The sequence below is a fragment of the Rhodococcus sp. W8901 genome, assembly GCF_013348805.1.
Lineage (GTDB): Bacteria > Actinomycetota > Actinomycetes > Mycobacteriales > Mycobacteriaceae > Prescottella.
In genome coordinates this window covers 3224204-3239117 of the sequence record NZ_CP054690.1, presented here as the reverse complement: position 1 = coordinate 3239117, position 14914 = coordinate 3224204, and the positions used below count along the sequence as shown (strand labels likewise).

Genomic DNA, 14914 nt, shown 5'->3' with positions numbered 1-14914 from the left:
ACGGATGTCGGTCTTTTCCTCCGGGTGCGGCCTCGCTCACAGTTGATCTTGATCGTTGCTTGGATGACCGAAATGTCTGGTAAGACTCATCTGTCGGGGTGTGCAGTCGGGTCGAGCGGAGGAGTGCTGTGGCGCAGCAAGTTTCGAATCGCACGGCGTCCGATGACGTGGCCTCGCGCTCGACCGAGGGAACGACCGAGGAAGGACCGAACCCGCTCCCGCGGCGATTATCGGTGACGGTTCAGCCCCATCGCGACCTGTACGTCTTGCTCGACGGAGTGGTTGCCGGAGCGGTGCCGGGAAGGGTTCTGCTCTGTGCGCCCGCCGGTACCGGAAAGACGGCCTTACTGGGCGACTGGCTCGCCGGCCCCGGTGGCAATGAGAGACCCGCCGTCGCGTGGGTGACGCTCGACGCCGCGGATGACGATCCGGAGGTGTTGGAAGCCGGACTGGGTGCGGCACTGCGTTGCCTCGTCTCGCTCGTCCTGCCCGATACCAACTTGCAGGACGTTTCGGTTCTCGACTGCCTGCGTTCGGTGCGAGAGTCGGGCCGATCCGCTGTCCTGGTTCTCGACGATGCCCACGTACTCACGGCCCCGGAGTCTCTCCGGAAGTTGGCGTGCCTACTGGACGCGGCGCCGCCGAACATGACGGTGATCCTGGCAGCACGGAACCCGCCCGAGTTGCCGTGGGTGAAATACATCGCGGATGGTTCTCTGACCGTGATCGGTTGGGAGGATCTTGCGCTCGATCGCGATGCAGCGGCGGCAATCTTCGCCGAGAACCGGTGCGAACTCTCGACACAGGAACTCGATGCGGTTCTCGACCTGACCGCAGGTTGGGCGGTCCCGCTGCGTGTCGCGGCGATCCGGATCAGTGCCGTGGGTGATGTCCCGAGCGGGGTTGGCGACGTTCTCCGATACCCGCAGCCGCTCTCCGACTACGTGGTGGGGGAAACGGTCTCGGCGTTGCCAGACCACCTCCTGCGGTTCGTGGAGTCGACCAGCATCGTCGACCGGTTCAGCCCCGAGCTCGCGGCCTGCCTGGACGACGCGAACGTGGATCTGGCGCTCGCCGAGCGAGAACGATTCTGCGTGCCCATCCAGCGCTTCACCTCCGCCGACGGCCTGACCTACGCGTGGCACCCGCTCCTGCGCGCGCATGTCCGGTCGAAGCTGCGCGTCACCGATCCGGACCGCCTGGCCCGACTGCACGCGGCGGCAGGGAGTTGGTTCGCGGGATCGCGGCAGCCGATTGCCGCGGTCGAACATCTCCTCGCTGCCGGAGACGATCTGGCGATCGTGGACTTCGTGTACAGCCACGGAGTCACGGCGGTTTTCGACGGGCAGGGTGCTGCAATCCTCGAGCTGCTCGGCGAGCGACACAGCGACAAGCGGGGTGTCCGTCTCGTCCGGTCGCTCGAGGCGCTCGAGCGGAACTACGCCGACGCTGCCCGGGCGCATCACAGCACCGCGTTCGCCGCGGATGTGGTGGCGCTTCGCCCCGAGATCGCCAAGGCGTTCGCGGCGGCACTGGGCGTCGAGATCGCAGTGCTCTCAGGGCAGCCCATGCCGACCGATGGGGATGTCCTTTCCGATTTGCAGATTGCAACGGGCATCGCCGATCTCGACTGCTACGTGACCATTCAACGTGCCGCCGTCTGTATGTTCACGCGCGATCTCATCGGCAGTGAACGGCTACTCCGGCAGGCACTCGCGTTCGCCGACATCGGCGCCCATCCCCGGCTCGTGCTGCGCTGCCTGGCAAGGCTTTCCATTGTTGCGGGTATTCGTGGCGATCTCGTGACGATGACGACACGCGCGGAGCACGCTCTGCAGTACGCGGTCGATCATGCTCAGCTCGACCGCATCGACGCCTTCCAGTGTGTGGCTGCGGTCTGCATGGACAGGTATCTCCGGTGTGAAGGGTTGCCCGATGACAGTCCTGTGTACGCGCTGGTGTTCGGCCCTGGCCTGCATCAGCGTCCCGACGGGACCACCGCGCCAGTCTCGGGCGGTCACGCGGAGGTCGCGTTCGCGATTCTCGAGGCTCGGCGCAGTCCGATCCCGACCGTCGACGACGCAGACGCGGTCGGTCGGTCCCTGATCGGCATGCTCACCCGGGGCGCGCAGGCAGGGCTGAGCAACACCTTCGTTACCCCGGCTGTCGCGGTTCTGCTGGATGCGGGACGGCCGGCCTTTGCCGGCGAGGTCGTCGACACGGCGCATCGGGTGTTCGGTGAGAACCCCGACGTCCGGGTGGCTCGGGCGATGATCTCCGTCGCGCAGGGGGACTCGGCATCCGCACGCGACCTGCTGGACTCGGTCCTCGAGGCGTCGGAGTTCCTGCATCCCCCGCTCGGCGTGCGCGCCTCGATGTTGAGTGCCGTCGTGGCACATCGCGAGAACCGGTCTGCCGAGGCCTCGCTGGCGGTGCGTCGGGCACTCGAACTCGCCGAACCCAACGGGATCGTCAGCCCCTTCGTCGACAGCGCCGGCGATGCCGCAGAACTGCTCGCCGGGCTCCCCCCGGGCGCCGACCACACGCGCGCCTTCCTCGACCACGTGCAGGCGAAACTCGTGGAATCGAACGAGGGGCGCAATCCCGGGCTGACCCGATCCGAGAAGGTCATTCTCGCCGAGTTGCGGACCGGCAAGCCGCTACGTGCGATCGCCCAGCAGTTGCACCTGTCGCTCAACACCGTTCGTACGCACACCCGAAACGTGTACCGCAAGCTCGACGCGTCGAGCCGTGCAGAGGCGCTGGAGGTCGCGGCGCGCCGGCGGTTGCTCTGACGGCGACTCGCCCCGGCGGACTCAGGCGAGCAGATCGACGACCGTTCGATCGATGCGGAGGAGCGGGGGTAGTACCGAGAGTGCCGCCGCCCCGTCCCCGGGCGGCGACTGCAGCACATCGGCGAGCGATTCCGGGGGTGTCTCGGGCACGGTGACTCGCTCGCCGGCGTTCCGTCGCCGGAGCAGATCGATGTTGTCGTGGACACGACATACCGTGGTTGCGAGCACCTCTCGCGTTCGCGTGTCGGTGGCGACTTCGGAGGCGGGTTGCGTCGTCATGACAGCTGATTTCACCAGTGCGTGAGCGGCCCTGTCGATCTCGCGCAGTCGGCAATCCAGCCATTCCACCGTCCTGCGTCCCCGTGCCATCGGATCCCGCACCAGCGGTGTCGCCGCAGCGGTGACAGCCGCCAGATCCGAATCCAGGGCGCGGGCCTTCGCGATCAGGTCCGGTGCGGCCGTGGCAGACATGCAGTCGCCGATCAGATCCGACAACCGGGTGAGGTAGGAGTCGATCGCCCGCGTCAGCACGTCTCGTGAGTCGATCGCGAGTACCAGGTAGGCGGCTGCGATTCCGACGATCGCGCCGACGGTGGTCTCCTCGATCCGTACCACCAGGACATCGAGACTGAACTCGCCGAGCAGACCGTAGAGGCCGGCCAGCATCACCGTCATGAAGAACGTCATCGCCACGTAGTTGACGGACACCAGGTAGAAGGCGAAGAACACGGTCGTCAGCACGAGCGCGATCAGGGCTGCCGGGTGGTTACCGACCGCTGCTACGAGGAGCATTCCGATGACGACCCCGCCGATCGTTCCGATGACCCGGTCGCCGGCACGCAGGAGGACTTCGCCGCGGGTGCTCGCGCCGTTGTAGACCAGGAATGCCGTCAGCACAGCCCAGTACCAGCGTTCCGGACTGACGAGTTCGCCGAGCACGGTCGCGATACTCGCCGCGACGGCCACCTGAATCGCCGTGCGTGTGCTCGCGGATACTCCGCCGGCATTGCCGATGGCACGCGAGGTGCCGGCCACCGCGTGTTCCCTGGTTGCCCTTCCTGGCGACGGTTGCTCGCGCCCGACGCACGAGAGCGCCGCGTGTGCCCTTGCGGCCCGGTCCACGAGCAGCGCCGCCAGCCCTTCCTCGGTGGACGAGTCGAAGGTCTTCGCGGCTGTGCTCGCGCTCCGTTCGATGGTGGTCGCCTCGAATCTCGACGAGCCCGGTCGCAGTGCGGCCTCGAATTCCGCTGTGGCCCGTTCGGTTGCGGCGAGATGACGGACTTCGGTGGGGGCCTGATCCAGGACTTCGAGTGCCTCCTCGGTCGACACCTGGGCCTCGAAGACCAACTTCGCGAGTTCCGAATTCGAGATGCCGACGCACTCGTCGGCGTCGTTGCGGTCGAGCCAGTCCTCGATCATCATCGCCGTGTCTCCGATCCGATCGAGGATTCGCTGCAGCGCAGTCGGATCGGGCGTTTCTGCGCGGTAGACGACGTCGAGCCCCGCACGGGTTTGCGCCCGCAGTGCTCGCACCAGGCTGCGGATCTCGCGTCGAGGGCGTTCGGGAAGGAGGAATACTCGCACGACGATGGTCACGGCCACTCCCGTGCAGATACCGAGATAGAGAGAGGGGAGTTCGGAGATACCCGCGTGCAGAACCAGGGCGTAGAAGTATGCGATGTACATGATCATTCCCGAGGCGTGCCCGCGGGGTCCCCATCGGCGCAACCACACCGCGAGGAACAGCACGCCGACGAACGCGATGCCGGCGACCCGGCCGTACCGGAGGAGAACGGCGCCCAGAGTGACCGCTGCCAACGCCGGAACCGACAGGAACACGGTCGTGACGACGCGTTCGCGCTGTGTGTGATCGCTGACTCCCGATGCGGCTTGAATTGCGACGTACGAGCCGAGGAGTACCGCCGGGACCGCGTGGCTCACGGGATGTCCGAACCCGGTGAGGATCAGCATCACGAGGCCCAATGCCGCGACGGTGGTCACGGCGTTGCGCAGGCGGAGGAAGCCCGGGTCGGTGACCGTCAGATATCGCAGCGCGCTCCGAATGGCGTCGGTCAGTCGGGTCACCGGACGTCCTCTCACAGACAGGGGCGGGGCGACCTCGCTCGCCCCGCCCCGCCCCACTGGGTATCTCAGTGCGAGAAGGCCTGGGCGGCGTGTCCCGTACCGGCACTAAGACGTCCGATGACGTCCTTGATCGCGATGACGAGCTTCCAGGCCAGGTCTCGGCTGAAGCCTTCCCGTAGCACGATGCGAAGTACTGCGATGTCCTCGGCGTTCGCCGGCATCGTGTAGGCGGGAACCTGGAACCCGCGGGCCCTCAGTTCGTGCGAGATGTCGAAGACGGTGAATCCGGGATCGCCCACGACTTCGAAGGAGAGGACCGGAATGGCGCTTCCGTCGGTGATGATCTCCATGTTGTCGATCTTCGAGATCTCGCTGGACAGCATCAGCGCGGTGTCGCGCAGCGACTCCATGATCTGCGTGTAGCCGGCCACCCCGAGTCGGACGAAGTTGTAGTACTGTCCGACTACCTGGTTACCGGGCCTCGAGAAGTTCAGCGTGAACGTGGGCATGTCGCCGCCGAGGTAGTTGACCCGGAACACGAGGTCCTCCGGCAGGTGCTCCTTCGACCGCCACACGACGAATCCGATTCCGGGGTAGGTCATTCCGTACTTGTGGCCGCTGACGTTGATGGAGACGACGCGCGGAATCCGGAAGTCCCACTCCAGTTCGGGATGCAGGAACGGAACCACGAATCCGCCGCTCGCGGCGTCGACGTGCATCGGTACGTCCGGCCCGCCCGCGGCCGCCAGCTCGTCGAGTGTTGCGGCGATCTCGGCGACCGGCTCGAGCTCGCCGGTGAACGTCGTCCCGAGGATGGCCACCACACCGATGGTGTTCTCGTCGACCGCCTCGCGCACCTGCTCCGGCGTGATGACGTAGCGTCCCTTCTCCATCGGGAGGTACTTCGGCTCGACGTCGAAGTAGCGGCAGAACTTCTCCCACACCACCTGGACGTTGCTCCCGAGGACGAGGTTCGGGCGGTCCGTGTCCTTGCCGGCCGCCCGGCGCGCCTCCCGCCACCTCCACTTGAGCGCCAGGCCCGCGAGCATCACTGCCTCGGACGAGCCGACGGTCGAGACTCCGGTTGCCGAGGACGGATCGGAGTCCGAGAGTCCCTCAGCGTTGAACAGGGCGGCGACCATATTGACGCAGCGGGTTTCGATCTCGGCGGTCGCCGGGTACTCGTCCTTGTCGATCATGTTCTTGTCGAACGTCTCCGCCATCAGGCGGTCGGCCTGCGGATCCATCCATGTGGTCACGAAGGTCGCGAGATTCAGTCGCGAGCTACCGTCCAACATCAACTCGTCGTGGATGAACCGGTAGGCCGCCTCGGGCTCGGTCTCGGCCTTGGGCATTCGCAAGGCGGGAATCGGATCGGTTCCGAGTCGTCCCGTGTAAGCGGGTGCGAGTGTCTCAGTGGGAGCGGCAAAGTTGTTCGACATCTTCTCTCCTCCGATACTTCGAGCGATCTGTGGGTGGAACTGGTCGCGCGTTGTGTGTCAGGAACTTCCGGTGTCGGTCGAGGATCAGACCTCGATGGGTGGGTACAGGCGTTCCATCGTGTACCGCCGGTTGCGGCGGACCGAGAGGGCGCTGATGGTGAGGCTCACGAGCAGGATGCCGGTGAGCACCGCGATGGCGATCCACAGTCGCGAGTCGACGTGCTCACCGACGGTGAGCTGGCGAAGACCGTTCACCGTGTAGGTCATCGGGTCGAACGGATGAATGACCTGGAAGGGCGTCGCGGTCGTCGGGACAGGGTAGATGCCACCCGCCGACACGAGCTGGAGCATGAGGAAAGCCAGGGTGACCACGCGGCCGACAGCGACTCCGAACAGCGCGTTGAACGCCTGGATCATCGCGAGGTACGTCGCCGAGATCAGCATCAGGAACAGGATCGTGCCGGCGACGTGTTTGACGTCGAGCCCGACGCCGAAGTGCACGACCGTGTACATCACGACCACCTGCAGGATGCCGACCAGGAGCGCCGGCCAGTACGAGGCGAGCACGGTCCGGTACAGCCCGACGCCACCGACGGTGGGGCGGGACTGCAACGGGGTCAACAGCATCCAGGTGATGATGCCGCCGACGAAGAGCGCCAGCGACAGGAAGAACGGTGCGAAGCCGGTTCCGAAGGTCGGAGCCACGTTCGTGTACTCCTGCTGGAGCGCGACCGGAGTGGACAGTGTCTCGGCCGTCGCCGTGCGCTGCTCGTCGCTCCAGCTCGGCACCTGGCCGGCGCCCTGCTGCAGTGCCGAGGCAAGTTCCTTCGACCCGGACTGCAGCTGCTCGGTTCCGGCGGCGAGTTGGTCGGCGCCGCTGGCGAGCTGGAAGCTGCCGTCCGTAAGCTGCCCCATGCCCTGACTGAGCGTCGAGGCCCCGGAGCTGAGTTGGTCGGCACCGTTGCGTAGTTGCTGCACGTCGGACGCGAGTCCGCCGTTCTGCAGCATTGCCAGGCCGCTCTGCAGGGGGCTGTTCGGATCGGTCAGCTGGTACTCGAGCGCCTGCGCGTCGGAATGGAGCGCCTCGAGCTCCCCGCGGATGTCCGCCGCGGGTGCGGCCACGGCGCGGGTGAGCGGTGTGAGTGCGGCGACGGCCTGCTGCACGATCGGATCGGAACTGCGGTTCAGAACGCTGATCACCTGTTCGACCGCCTGGGCGGTCGGTGCCCGTGGTTGTTCGCTCGGGGCTCGGCTCGCGAGATCGGCCAGCGACTGGCGGAGCTGTGCGACTTGACCGCCGACGTCCGGCAACGCGCCCCCCTCGAGCGCGTTGAGTAGGGGGTCGGCGACGCCGTCGATAGCGGTTGCCAGCTGGGAGGCACCGGCGGCCAGGGCGTCCGAGCCGCTGCGCGCTGTGACCATGTTGTCGGCGAGGGTATGGGCGCCCGACGCGAGTTGGTCCGCGCCACTGTTCGCCTGGTCGATACCCGTGGCGAGTTGTTCGGCCCCGCCCGCCGCCTTCCCCAGTCCGGACCCGGCGCTCTGCAGACCGGTGAGGACCTGCCCCACGCCCTGCGCTCCGATCGTCGAATTGACCTGGTTGATCACCTGTTCCGACGCGTCCTGACCGATGATCGTCGCGAGATAATTGTTCGCGTCGTTGAAGGTGAAGATGAGATTCGCCTTCTCGGGGTGGTCGCCGTTCGGTGACGAGACCGCCGCGCTGAAGTTCTCCGGCAGGGTGATCGTGTAGTAGTACTTACCGTCCGAGAGGCCCTTCGCCGCGTCCTCCTGGGACACTTCCGCGAGGTCGAGTTGGCCGGAGGCGATCAGGGACTTCACGACCTGATCGCCGGCGTCGAGTTCCTGTCCGTCGGCGGTCTTGCCGGTGTCGATGTTGACGATCGCGGCCGGGATCTTGTCCACTGCTCCGAACGGATTCCAGAAGGCCCAGAGGTACATCGCGCCATACAGCAGCGGCATGAGGATGATCGTGATGATGGCGATTCGCGGCATCGTGCCACGGAAGTAGCGCTTCGAATCGCTGCCCAGGGAAATGCCTGCAAGCATCGGCTACCTCGCCTCGGTCATGACGCCGATGTCTCCGGCGTTCAGAAGCTGGTGCAGGTCCACGACGGCGCGCACCGAACTACCCGGTGGGAGTGGGTTCACGTCGGCGGTGATCACGGACTGGTTCTGGCCCAGTGCCACAAGTCTTTCCAGAACCATGAGGCGCTCTTCGTCGTCGGCGATCTTGTCGATCCTGCCGACGACCAGCAGGGGAGGCCGCCGCGTGTTGGCCACGGCGATCCGCAGCAACAACTGCTGGATCTCGGGCAGGTCGTCGACGAACGCGTTGAGCGCCGGCAGTGGTACGTCGCCGAACACCTCGGCGCACATATCCTCGACACCGCTCGTCCCGACGCGCGGGACGAACCGGTACCACGGTGAGTCCCAACGCAGTTGTTCGGTGACGAGATCGCGCACGGTGACCGACGGGCGGACCTCGTCGAGTTCGTTGAGGCACGCGATGGTCGAGTTGCGGAACACCGCCATGGGTTTGTCCTCGAACCCGAGGACGGTGAGGGACCCGCCGGTCAGGCGCATCCGCCCGCACAGCGCCATCAACAGGGCCGTACGCGCGGCGCCGGCCGGTGCCGCGAGCACAGTCACCCCGCCGATGTCGATGTCGAGATCGAGCGGACCGAATACGTGACCCCACGGGCCGTGGAGTTCGATTGCTCTGGCGGACAACAAAGTTCCTGAGACCGGTTCCCACGAGGGTTGGTACCCCTCGATCTGTGTTTCGACCAATTCGCACTCCACATTCCCTCGTCGTTCGACGAACGGCGACGTGTTCGGTTGCTGTCCTTGACCCTTGCTGCTTTCGAAGCTGACGTCGGAGACGGCCGATCAGGCCGTCACAGGCTGTTCTTGACGACCTGACCGTCCTTGACGATCACCGACAGGTACTTCTCCGGGTCGGCCAGCACGCTCAGGTCCTCGAGTGGGTTGCCGTCCACGAGCAGTACGTCGGCCCAGGCCCCCTCCGCGACGACGCCGAAAGGGGCGTCACGGTACGGATCGCGTTCACCTGCGAGCCGGAACAACTGGGCGTTGCCGGAGGTCAGCATTCGCAGCGCCTCGACATTGCTGTAGAAATCGCCCAGTCTGGCTGCCATCTCGCTCTGTCGCTTCGCGAACTGCGGCTCGAGCAGCAGATCGGTGCCGAAGGCCACCTTCACCCCGTACTTCTTGGCCCAGCCGTAGATCCGGTCCACGCCACTGCAGATCTGGCGGTTCTTCTCGGCTCGGTCGGCGTCGGGGTAGTGGTGATCGTCCTCCGCGAAGGGCTGCATCGACAGCCAAACGTCGCGCTCCGCCATCAACTTGACCGTGGTCTCGTCGGACAGATGGCCGTGCTCGATCGACTTGACTCCGGCTTCGATCGCACGCCGGATGCCGGTGACGTTGTAGACATGGGTGGCGACGTAGGTGCCGTAGTCGGTTGCGGCGTTGACCCCCGCCCGTAGTTCGGCATCGGTGAACTGCACGGTGTACAGCGGGTCGTACGTCGAGGCGGCTCCGCCGCCGACCATCATCTTGATCTGGGAGGCGCCCTTCTTGAGCTGCTCGCGCACTGCGGCCAGGACTCGCTCCTCGCCGTCGGCGATTCGCATGAAACCGATTGTTTCCGAGCGATTCTCGGCACCGCCGAGAGCCGAGGGGGTGTCGTAGACGTTGCCGAAGTCGCCGTGACCGCTGGTCTGCGAGATCGCGGCCTGGCACGGGTAGATGCGCGGCCCGGGGAATTGGCCGCGGTCGATCGCGGACTTGATGCTCGAGGTGTCACCGGCCATATCGCGGACCGCCGTGAACCCTCGCATCAGCATGTTCTTCGCTTCGGCGACGCCGTTGAGAGTGATGTGTCCCTCCGTGCCCATCAGGAGGTCGACGTACGAGTTGGCGTTACCGACCAGGTGGACGTGTGCATCGCTCATACCGGGCATCAACACCCGGCCGCCGCCGTCGATGACGACGGTCTCCCTGCCGGGATCATCCCCGACGGGGGAGGTCGACACGGCGGCGACCTTGTTGCCGTCGATCAGAACGTCCCCGTTGCTCAGCTCCGCTGATACGCCGTCGAACACCCGGACGTTACGAAACAGTAACCGCTTCTTGCTTTCCGGAAGAGTCGTCATACCTCGCAAAGCTAACAGCGGGTGCGCCGGGTCGCGCCGCGACGATCACCGTCGGGTCGGAATTAACCCCCTACTTCACCCGTTCTCGAGTTGTCGGTGGTGGTCCCGGTGACGGCCGAAAGAGGCTCGACAAGTGACGGTGCGACGCAAAGGATTCCAGGACCGGAACCGCCGATCCCGCTGCCTTCGACAATGCGTCGCGGCAGCGAGATCGGCGGTGGACCTGCGTCAGAGTGACTCGACAGGCTCCGGCGCGGGACGACGTGGCTTACCGAGGAAGATGACGGACGCGGCAAAGAAGAACAGGGCGCCGACGAACGTGCCGGCGTTGGCGAGGGATGCGTCCTCGACGCTTCCCGACTGGGTGATGAACGCCCCCGCGGCCGAGAGGCCGAACGCGAGTGAGCCGAGGGCGTTGAACCAGGCACTCTGCCAGTCGAGGGAGCGCGGAGCCCAGTAGTTCTTTGCGCGGACGAGCATCAGGATCGCCAGATAGCTGCTGATCAGGAACGCAATCGAGCCCTCCGCGTTCGGTGTCCACACCAGGTGCTTCTCGCCGGCGATGGTGTGGGCGTGCAGCGCGGCCCCGGTGCTGATGTTGAAGAGCACCGTGCCTAGGAACTGGGTCGCCGCGGCTAGCCATTCGGCGCGTATCGCGGGCTTGCCGGTATCCGTGTCCGTTGTCGTGGCGGCGCCGCTGAGCACCAACTGGATGAACGCGGCGTAGGTGAAGAACCAGGAGCCGACGAAGAAGGCCGTGTTGGCGGTGGCCGTTCCGAGGGCCGGCGCGAGTACCGGTGCGGAGCCGAGCGCGAAGAGCAGCGACCCGATCGTGAATCCCCACGATTGCATCCGCAGAGTCGGGTGAATCAGCATGTGCGGCAGTATAGGTCGCAAATCGTGACCATGCCGTGAAATCGGACGATCGAACCGCCGAAACGTCGATCGAATCAGCTTGCTGTGCAGGGTAAGACGATGGAGATGCGACGACCGTGACTACGTTCGTTGGGATTACGTTCATTCTCAGTTCATCAAGGTTGGCGGCGCATCCGCGTGCCCCGCCGGCCGCGGAACGAGTGGGCGCGGCTCCGTTCGCGGGTGCCGACCGGCTCGTGGCGACGTACCGTGGACGCATGAGCGGCTCGAACGTCACGGTGGTCGATCGCGGACCGCGCAGAATCGCCCGCCGGGTCACCGTCGACGCACCCGCCGCGACGGTCTTCGACCTGATCGCCGACCCGCGGCGCCACCACGAACTCGACGGGTCCGGGACCGTGCAGCACGCGGTGTCCGGGCCGGACCGCCTCGACGAAGGCTCCACCTTCACGGTCTCGATGAAGATGTACGGCGCGCCGTACCAGATCACGAGCCGGGTCATCGACTTCGAGGAGGGGCGTGTTGTCGAGTGGAAACACCCCCTCGGCCACCACTGGCGCTGGGAGTTCACGGAGACCACGGCCGGTCACACGGAGGTGACCGAGGTGTTCGACTATTCGATGGTGAGGTTCCCGCAGTGGGTGGAATGGATGGGGTTCCGCTCGAAGGACGAGCAGGGCATCACGGCGACCCTCGAGCAGTTGCGCGCGCGGTACGCCGACGGGTGACTCACGCCGGCGTGAAGTACGTCTCCCCGATCGCGAACATGCCCCGCTGCGGCAGCCAGAACCCGCCGAGCCGGGCCTGCTCCGGGAGGGGGCCCGGCGGTCCGACGTCGACGCCGTCGACCGTCGCCCGGCTGCGCTGCACCGCCCACAACCGGCGCGGATTGGCACGGAAGGAATACCCACTCGGAGTTTCCCCGGTCAGTCCGACCCGGCCCACGCCGAGCAGCGGCCCGGCGACCCGGGACATCAGTGTCAGCACGCGGTCGTTGCGCCACAGTGCGGCGGGCATCAGTGATCCGGCGGCGGTCATCGCCCGGGTGGCGAGGGAACGGGTCAACATCATCGACCAGTCGATCGTGTCGCCGACGGTCACGCCGAACTCGTCCGGTCCGCTCCAGGTGATGGTGATGTCCGCGGTTCGAGATTCCGCCAATGCCCGGCCGAAGTAGCGCGGGCAGGAGGACTCCGGCGCTCCGTTGATGTACATGACCCACTGGCCGGCCGGGTTCCGGTGCCACACCGAGTCGTAGCCAGGGCCGATCGAGCTCGTAGGGAAGTGTCGGAGTGCGAGGTAGTGGCCGGTCGTGAACGGCAGGCCCATCACCGCGTATCCGGCGAACCGCTCGAACTCGTCGCCCGGTGGGAGATCGGGCAGTTGTTCGGCGAGGGTTCGCGGGCTGGTGCTCATGGTCGCTCCCGATGGTCGGCGGGCCGCCGACCGACGTCTGCGCCCGCACATGCTGCTCCCGTCAGCGTAGGCACAGAACGATCCCCGGCGGTAGGCCGTGAACCGCGCCTGTCACACCGCGGTGGCGAGGGCCGCCGCGGCGGTGAAGAACAGGGTCGCGAAGACGCGGCTCGTGACCTGTTGTTGACGCGGCGAACGCTGCACGCGGAGGACCCGCGCCGCGAGACCGGTGTATCCGGTCATGACGACGGTGTCCACGGCGACCATCGTGGCCGCCATGAGCGCGTACTGCGGGAACAGCGGTGCGGCGGGGTTCAGGAACTGCGGTAGCACCGCGAGCATGAAGACGATCGCCTTCGGGTTGCTGGAGTTGATCAGGAACGCCCGTAGCACCAGCCCCGCGGCGGTGGCTCGCTTGCTGTCCGGTTCGGCCTCGATCGGTGTCGGCGCCGAGCGCCACTGCCGCATGCCGAGATACGCGAGGTAGGCGACGCCGAACCACTTCACGATCAGGAACGCCGTCGTCGAGCCGGCGAGCAGGGCGCCGACGCCTGCCGCGACGATCGCGATCTGTAGCAGCAGCGCCAGCTGCAGGCCGAGGATGTTCCAGTAGCCGCGCAGGAAGCCGTGCCGGAGGCCAGCCGACATCGACGCGATCGCGCCGGCTCCTGGTGACAGGCTGATCACCCAGCTGGCGCCGAAAAATGCCAACCACATCTGCCACGACACGCGGGAGGAGCTTAGGCGCGCCCACGCCGTGGATCGGTGGCGGGTGTGGCTACGAGCCGCCCGACCCGGTGCCCGATCCGCTGCCCGACGAGCCACCGGTCAGGCAGCTGCCCGGAGGATCGACGAGCGAACAGAACGCCTTCGGCATCACCGGTGTGTAGTCCGCGGGCACGCCCCCGGCGGCGACGATGCCGCGGTACGTGTCGACGGCGTCGGTGGGGCGGCGGGTGAGCGCCGGGTCGGTGAGCGCGTCGACGGTGTACAGCCCGAACCGCGGACGGTACGAACCCCACTCGTAGTTGTCGGTGATCGACCAGTAGTTGTAGCCGATCACGTCGGCGCCGTCGCTGCGGGCCTGCTCGATCCAGTAGATGTGGTCACGCAGGTGATCCGAGCGGGTGTAGCCGTCCGGTCGTGGCTTGCCGTCGTCGGTGGGCATCCCGTTCTCCACGACGTACAGCGGCATGTCCGGCAGTTTGCGGTGATACGCCATGAGCGCGTGGTAGATCCCGTCCGGCTGTGGGACGACGTCGTAGAACTGGTCGGTGGCGGCGGCGATCGCGGAGATGTTGTCCAGCGAGAGCCCGTAGTAGTAGTCGATGCCGAGGAAGTCGAGCTTGTCGGTGACCCGGTCGACGAACAGGTTGTCGAGCAGCCCGAACGCGGCGGGGATGAACGCGAGATTGCTGCCGACCCGCGCCGTGGGATCGAGTTGGTGGATGCGGTCGTAGATCGTGCGATGGGCGCGTGTCATGCCGTCGAACATCTTGTGCACGTCGAGAAGTGAAATCCCCCCGAACGTCAGTTCACGCTGTGCGTAGGTGGTGGGCTCGTTGAACGTGATCCAGATGGCGCCGACGTCGCGGTAGCGGTTCACCACCTCCTCGGCGTTGACCAGCCAGTCGTCCACGGTGCGAGGATCCGCCCAGCCGCCCCGGTCGGCGATCCAACCCGGGTACACCCAGTGGTCGAGGGTGATCATCGGCGTCATCCCGTGGTCGCGGATCCGCCGGATCACGTCGTCGTAGTAGGCGAACTCGGTCTTGTCCCACTGGCCCGGATGTGGTTGCACCCGGGCCCATTCGATGCCGAAGCGGAACACGTCGACACCGAGCGCGGCCGCGTTGTCGATGTCCTCGGCGTAGCGGTGTCGGAAGTCGACCGCATCGCCGATCTCGTCGTGCGTCCTCCCGGAGGCCGAGTACCGCGACCAGTTGCTGTCGGGCGACGACCCCTCCGACTGGAACCCGGAGGTGGCCACGCCCCACAGGAAGTCGTCGCCGAGCGGTTGCGCCTGCGCAGTCGGCACGGCGAGGAGCGTGAGCGTGAGCGCGACGATCGCGGTGCGCAACGTTGCTTTCATGGGGGT

The 14914-nt window shown here is 66.4% G+C and carries 11 protein-coding genes; 2 read left to right on the top strand and 9 right to left on the bottom strand.

What is annotated here, in order from left to right; genetic code table 11:
- Window positions 1-233: 233 nt before the first annotated feature.
- Window positions 234-2795, top strand: coding sequence for a LuxR C-terminal-related transcriptional regulator (locus HUN07_RS15260; protein ID WP_254622524.1), 2562 nt, complete (start codon window positions 234-236; stop codon window positions 2793-2795).
- A 21-nt stretch (window positions 2796-2816) separates the two neighbouring features.
- On the opposite strand, the gene HUN07_RS15255 is transcribed toward HUN07_RS15260, so the two are convergent.
- The 6 genes from HUN07_RS15255 to HUN07_RS15230 all read right to left on the bottom strand — a co-directional run bounded on the left by HUN07_RS15255 (window position 2817) and on the right by HUN07_RS15230 (window position 11400).
- Window positions 2817-4880: an FUSC family protein gene (locus HUN07_RS15255; protein ID WP_174910682.1), complete on the bottom strand. Its 2064-nt coding sequence runs from the start codon at window positions 4878-4880 to the stop codon at window positions 2817-2819.
- A gap of 65 nt (window positions 4881-4945) precedes the next feature.
- A complete protein-coding gene (locus tag HUN07_RS15250) occupies window positions 4946-6322 on the bottom strand; it encodes a glutamate decarboxylase (RefSeq protein WP_174910679.1) in 1377 nt (458 codons plus the stop codon).
- Between the two features lie 84 nt (window positions 6323-6406).
- Window positions 6407-8392: a YhgE/Pip domain-containing protein gene (locus tag HUN07_RS15245; protein ID WP_114722772.1), complete on the bottom strand. Its 1986-nt coding sequence runs from the start codon at window positions 8390-8392 to the stop codon at window positions 6407-6409.
- A gap of 3 nt (window positions 8393-8395) precedes the next feature.
- Window positions 8396-9076, bottom strand: a complete 681-nt coding sequence (locus HUN07_RS15240; RefSeq protein WP_114722876.1) for a hypothetical protein — start codon at window positions 9074-9076, stop codon at window positions 8396-8398.
- A gap of 167 nt (window positions 9077-9243) precedes the next feature.
- Window positions 9244-10524, bottom strand: a complete 1281-nt coding sequence (locus tag HUN07_RS15235) for a metal-dependent hydrolase family protein (RefSeq protein WP_114722773.1) — start codon at window positions 10522-10524, stop codon at window positions 9244-9246.
- A gap of 228 nt (window positions 10525-10752) precedes the next feature.
- Window positions 10753-11400, bottom strand: coding sequence for a hypothetical protein (locus tag HUN07_RS15230; protein ID WP_114722774.1), 648 nt, complete (start codon window positions 11398-11400; stop codon window positions 10753-10755).
- 257 nt (window positions 11401-11657) lie between these two features.
- Between HUN07_RS15230 and HUN07_RS15225 the strand changes: the two genes are divergently transcribed.
- On the top strand, window positions 11658-12128 hold the full coding sequence (locus tag HUN07_RS15225) for an SRPBCC family protein (protein ID WP_174910677.1): 471 nt from the start codon (window positions 11658-11660) through the stop codon (window positions 12126-12128).
- 1 nt (window position 12129) lies between these two features.
- Here HUN07_RS15225 and HUN07_RS15220 read toward each other — a convergent pair whose 3' ends face one another.
- The 3 genes from HUN07_RS15220 to HUN07_RS15210 form a co-directional block, all read right to left on the bottom strand.
- Complete coding sequence (locus tag HUN07_RS15220) at window positions 12130-12816, bottom strand: hypothetical protein (protein WP_174910674.1); 687 nt, start codon at window positions 12814-12816, stop codon at window positions 12130-12132.
- Between the two features lie 111 nt (window positions 12817-12927).
- On the bottom strand, window positions 12928-13545 hold the full coding sequence (locus HUN07_RS15215; protein ID WP_174910671.1) for a LysE family transporter: 618 nt from the start codon (window positions 13543-13545) through the stop codon (window positions 12928-12930).
- 49 nt (window positions 13546-13594) lie between these two features.
- A complete protein-coding gene (locus HUN07_RS15210; protein ID WP_114722778.1) occupies window positions 13595-14908 on the bottom strand; it encodes a glycoside hydrolase family 1 protein in 1314 nt (437 codons plus the stop codon).
- Between the last annotated feature and the right edge of the window lie 6 nt (window positions 14909-14914).

Excerpts from the sequence above, each read along its gene's own strand:
- HUN07_RS15250 (WP_174910679.1), bottom strand. The coding sequence starts at position 6,322 with ATGTCGAACAACTTTGCCGCTCCCACTGAGACACTCGCACCCGCTTAC.
- HUN07_RS15245 (WP_114722772.1), bottom strand. The coding sequence starts at position 8,392 with ATGCTTGCAGGCATTTCCCTGGGCAGCGATTCGAAGCGCTACTTCCGT.
- HUN07_RS15235 (WP_114722773.1), bottom strand. The coding sequence starts at position 10,524 with ATGACGACTCTTCCGGAAAGCAAGAAGCGGTTACTGTTTCGTAACGTC.
- HUN07_RS15230 (WP_114722774.1), bottom strand. The coding sequence starts at position 11,400 with ATGCTGATTCACCCGACTCTGCGGATGCAATCGTGGGGATTCACGATC.
- HUN07_RS15225 (WP_174910677.1), top strand. The coding sequence starts at position 11,658 with ATGAGCGGCTCGAACGTCACGGTGGTCGATCGCGGACCGCGCAGAATC.
- HUN07_RS15220 (WP_174910674.1), bottom strand. The coding sequence starts at position 12,816 with ATGAGCACCAGCCCGCGAACCCTCGCCGAACAACTGCCCGATCTCCCA.
- HUN07_RS15210 (WP_114722778.1), bottom strand. The coding sequence starts at position 14,908 with ATGAAAGCAACGTTGCGCACCGCGATCGTCGCGCTCACGCTCACGCTC.